Annotated in this window: 1 protein-coding gene; it reads right to left on the minus strand. The window is 63.0% G+C overall.

The features are described from left to right. The coding region (gene tssI, locus HU766_RS25940) for a type VI secretion system tip protein TssI/VgrG (protein ID WP_186661847.1) at positions 1 to 1,161 on the minus strand (1,161 nt) is incomplete at both ends.

Here is a 1,161-nt window from a genome sequence, read left to right on the forward strand (position 1 = left end):
TCCCAGGGGAAGCTGACTTTGACCCGGCCCCACTGGTCGCAATAGATTTCTTCGCCAGGCGGGCCGACCACAGTGGCCATGTGTGGCCCATCGACATGGGGTTTGGCCAACGGGGCCGGGCGCCACTCGGTTCTGCCGGGGATGAGTTGCGCGGTTTGCTCGTAGCGTGTGCTCTGGTCAACGCCGGCGGCTTCCTCTTGCAGGCTGGTGAACTGGCTGCCTTCGTGGGTGACCGTGTTCACCCGCCAATGCACGTTGAGGTCATCACGGGGGTGACCCGTCAGGGTGAAGCTCAGGCCCGGCTGCAGGCGCATATCGTCACCCTTGACCTCGGCGATGCGCACGTCGTGGCGCAGTGCGGTGATGCGGTTTTCGGTGAACGGTTTGCCGACGGCATCGCGTTTGTAGCGCCCTGGGTAATCGAAACGTTCGTACGCGCTGGACTGGTGCTCCAGGAAGGGGCCTGCGGCCCGGTGTTCCTGGCGGTAGGCCGGGTGGGTGAAGGTGTAGTCGCGCTGCACCTGCTGGGCGGTACGTACCTGTTCGCTGTAGCGCAGGCGCCGCAGGCAGGGTTTTTCCTGGTCGCCGCCGCTGTTGGCTTGGTACAGCACGGTGTAGGGAACGAGCGGCTTGCCCTCTTCGAAGAAACCCTCGTCTTCCTCCTCGGCCTTGATGGCCCCAAGGCTGATCATACCGAGCGATTGCAGCCGGTCGGTGATGATCAGGTTGTGGCGCTTTGCACTGTGCTCGAAGCGGTAGACGAAGCCTTCCTCAGCGGCCAGGCGGGCAATGAAGTCCAGGTCCGTTTCGCCGGCCTGAACGCAAAACTCGCGCGCTTGATGGTCCATGGAGGCGCGTAGCTCGAACTGCTTGATGCCTTGGCGCTTGAGCATCAGTTCGAGAATTTGCGGGACGCTCTTGTGCTGGAAAATGCGCCAGTTCGAGCGCAGCTTGGCGCGGGCCAGCTGCGGTTCGATCAGCGCGTGGTAGTAGGTGCGGTAGAAGCCACTCTCCGCTTGGCTGAAACGGCTGACCAGGCCATGCACATGACGCACGGGGCGTTCGCGGTCCCAGAGGGTGAACAGCACAGGTTGGTCGAGCAGCTGGCCGAAGTCGATGTCGTCCTGGTAGCTGATCAGTTCCAGCTCGAGCGAGAAGGGT

The organism is Pseudomonas sp. SWRI77 (assembly GCF_014269105.1).
Lineage (GTDB): Bacteria > Pseudomonadota > Gammaproteobacteria > Pseudomonadales > Pseudomonadaceae > Aquipseudomonas > Aquipseudomonas capeferrum.